Consider the following 4,006-nt stretch of genomic DNA (forward strand, 5'->3'; position numbering starts at 1 on the left):
AATGGCAATAACCCCTGTTAAATTCTTTACTTGCACGGGTGATAGTTGACTAATATTGCTTCCGTTTCCTAATTGACCGGCATTATTATAGCCCCACGACCACACGGTTCCATCACTTTTAAGCGCCAGACTATGCATGTTTCCCGCTGCTACTGACACCATGTTTTCTAACCCTGGAATTACAACAGCCGTGGTTTTGGAGGTCGTCGTTCCATCTCCCAATTGACCATTACTGTTTTGTCCCCAAGCCCATACTTTGTTATCTGCCTTTATTTGCAAGGTATGATACCAACTCGCAGCAAGTTCTACAGTTGTTCGAACAACTAGAACACTTGCAAGTGAAGAGTTCTCTGCTTCATCTCTTGCGACCACTTTGAATATATAATTTTTATTAGAAACCAGATTTTCAAAAGTAAAACTTAAGTCTGTTGTTTTTGCAACTAATTTAGAATCCTGATAAAGATCATAACCTGTTACTTCTATGTTGTCAGTAGAAGGCAACCAAGCTATTTTTGCTTTATTGGATTTCACAAGAACAGTATTGAGCCCAGTAGGCCTTGAAGGCTTTGTTTTATCAACTTTTGCATCACCGATAACTTCATCACTAAGATTAGCAGCTACATCTACCACTCTGGCATAAACATTATATAGTCCTTCATTATCAATAATAATAGGTGTCGTGTAGTCCTTCCATTCTCCGTCCAATCCTATTTTATATTGATACTTTTGAAAACCACTATTCGGATAGCCTTTATCTGTATCATTGCCTCCTGTTAATGTGATAGTTACTAATAGGTTTGTCCATTTTAAAGGCTCAATAGTCATTACTGGTACCATAGGCTTGGTCCTATCAATTTTTGCTTCCCCAGAAACTTCCTCACTGAGATTAGTAGCATTATCTACTGATCGAGCTAAAACCTTATATAAACCCTCAGTATCGATAATAAAAGGTGCGGCATAATCCTTCCATTCCCCATCATCAATCTTATATTGGTACTTTTGAAATCCGCTATTAGGAAAGCCTTTATCTGTATCAGTTCCACCCGACAATGTGATGGAGACCGATTGATTAGTCCATTTGGATGGTTCTATTGTCATTATCGGTTTGGGAGGATTGGTCTTATCAACTTTGGCCACCCCAGTTACTTCTTCACTAAGGTTAAATACGTTGTCCACTGATCTAGCGTACACATTGTATAATCCTTCTGTATCGATTACGAAAGGAGCGGTATAGTCTTTCCATTCACCATCCTGGTTGATCTTGTACTGATATTTTTGAAAACCACTATCAGCATCCGTTCCTCCAGCTAATGTAATGGTGACAAACTTATTCGTCCATGTTGTAGGATCAACTGTCATTACAGGTACGGTCGGATTGGTAGTGTCTACCTTTACCGTCTCCGTTAATACTTCAGAGTCATTTCTATTTTTATCTCTTACATAAGACTTAAAGTTATATATTCCTGTATCAGGTAATGCTAATGGTTCTGTATATTCTTTGTATTCAGAATTATTAAGGTCGTAAAAGTATTTGTAAATACCAGATGCATTATCATCTCCAGATAAATTATAATGAACATCTTTCCCATACCATTCATTAACACCCTTTACTCCAGTAACGTTTGCGGTCAGTGTTGGAATTGTTTCGTCTTGAGTACTGGCCAAGTCAAGGTCAACTGAAGAACCAACAGTCGAGTCAATGACTCCATCACCATTATTATCTACACTAAGTGTGATTTGACCATTTTTGTCAGTACTGGACGTAAATACAGAGTTGGGGGTAATTGGAATATTATCAAACCGAACTGTTTTTTCTTCAACATCATTTTCATCGGACCATACCAGTGTATATGTCATTTCACCGTATCCGGTACCCTTTAATTTCACTTGATAATTAGCATCTTCCATCAAAGCGATCTTCGTTTCACCATCAGTATAATAGGTTGAATAAGGAATACTCTCTTCATAGGTTCCATCACTTTTCTCACCCGTATGGCGGCCTACAGAATCGTAGATATTCAAATCGACAGGACACTCGATTTTAATTTTCAATGCTTTAGTATTACTGGATAGTTTTCTTATATTTGGAGCAAGATCATTTGGTCTGTCAGATAAAATATTGAAGACTTGTTGTTGAACATTCACATTATTGGGGAGTTCACCATGTTTTTCTTTTATGTAATATGTCTTTGCAGAGTCCAGTCGAGTAGGAGTGCCTACTCTTGCACTAATAAGCGGAACTGTACCGTCTCCTTGGATACTTTTTATATCAAGAACATATCTTTGTGGGCCAAATGTGTAGTTAGTGACCGTCAATCCTCCAATTGTAGGGATTCGATCACCGATGATATAATATGAATCTACTTTGTTTAAATTACTTACAATATTTAAATTTTCATAGAATTTTTTCGCCTTATTAATTAATAAGTCATTTGACCATCCTCTATTATCTTTCAAAAAAGTAAACGTAGAGTTATAGTTCGTGTATGTAGTATCCTTAAAATTCGTATTCTTCAAGTTCAAGGAAGGACCTAGATATTCCTGACTTTTTAAATAATTTGTATTATTCAAAGTAAAGTATTCTTCTGAAGGTAGTAGTTGATATGCAGAAGGAATATTTGGCATAACTTCTCTTATACTTTTACTGATAGCTGTATCACTAATAAAATCACCTGCGGCTGCTCCCGTTTCAAATATATTCACAGCCTGAGGAGCACCCAAATATGGAGTACCCAGCGTTATCAATTTATCAATCTTATTGGCATTTCCTTTGTTGATATATTCTGTAGATATTAACCCCCCCATACTATGGGCGACTATATTTATCTTACTATTAGGGGAATTTATATGTTCTTGATCAATAAATTCTACTAAGGCATCTGCATTATCGGATACATCTTTTCTCCAATCATACCCAAAGTATCTAACGTTAAATTTTTTCTCCTCTAGATATATTTTAATTTTCTCATACCAATCTTTCAATGGATCTCCAGCGCGAACTTTTGAATTCAAGCTTCTTCCGTCCGTATCCATTTTCATATTCAAAATATCATCCTTAAGTTGTGTTTTATCAGGAAGCCAAATTTGATCAGCCCCAGTATTCCACAGTTCTGTCCCCATGATACCTGGTACAAGAATAACTCTGTCTTTATACACAGTAACCGAAGTTTCCCCTGAATAGTAATTATCAGTAGGTTCTACAATAAAAGTATATTTCCCCTCCTTCACCGGGTTATAATCAAATTCGTCCCCCCAACTATTAGATCTATACTCATGAGTAAGAGTTTCACCATTTAATTGAACATATATTTTTACTGGATGTGGCTTTTCATCAAAACTATAATGAATTTTAATCGTTTCATTTTTGGTAAGATTAATGATTGGTTTTTCTGCCCATACATTGTTACTTGCGGCAGCTTTATTAAAATCAAAAATTCCTGCAATCATTATAAAGCAAAGTATCAAAATACAAATCCTCTTCATATAGTTCATAACCCTCTCATCAAGTTATAATTGATTATTTTATCTCTATTCCTAAATCTCTGCATACTTTATAAGGGTCACAGAAACTAATACTTTTATTTAAGTCTATTACAAAATCCATCAGCAATCTTTCGTTACTTTTATTAAAAACTTTTAACCTGACATCTTCTCCATATGTTAATCCCAGTAACTCGTCGATATCTTTTTTCTTAATCTCTTCATTGGTAGTTTTATTCAATACGACAACGTTAACATTTCTTATCTCCTTGAACCTTTCCCTACTTTTATCAATATTCACTCGATATGGTAGGTGTTCTTTTTCTATTAAAATATCTATTTTTTCCATAAACTTTTCATGGTTCGAGAAACTAATATTAGAAAGTTTTCGATTTAATGAAGATTTTGATTCAATGAGCCAAGGTGTAAGAAAAAAAAAGAGAATAGTTGAAGCGACACAGATAAGAAGCAAAAGTTGCAATTTTTTTTCTAATAAGTGTCTTGCAAAAAAAAGATAGATTACGAT

Annotated in this window: 2 protein-coding genes; both read right to left on the reverse strand. The window is 35.1% G+C overall.

Annotation, left to right across the window (positions count from 1 at the left end; genetic code table 11):
- Positions 1-3,492, reverse strand: a 3,492-nt coding sequence (locus A3849_RS30985; RefSeq protein WP_372237818.1) for an alpha/beta fold hydrolase, incomplete at its 3' end; no start/stop codon positions are given.
- Between the two features lie 25 nt (positions 3,493-3,517).
- Positions 3,518-4,006: hypothetical protein (locus tag A3849_RS33425; RefSeq protein ID WP_218619283.1), on the reverse strand; the 489-nt coding region annotated here is incomplete at its 5' end.

It is taken from the genome of Paenibacillus sp. P46E, assembly GCF_001909095.1.
GTDB lineage: Bacteria > Bacillota > Bacilli > Paenibacillales > Paenibacillaceae > Paenibacillus_AQ > Paenibacillus_AQ helianthi.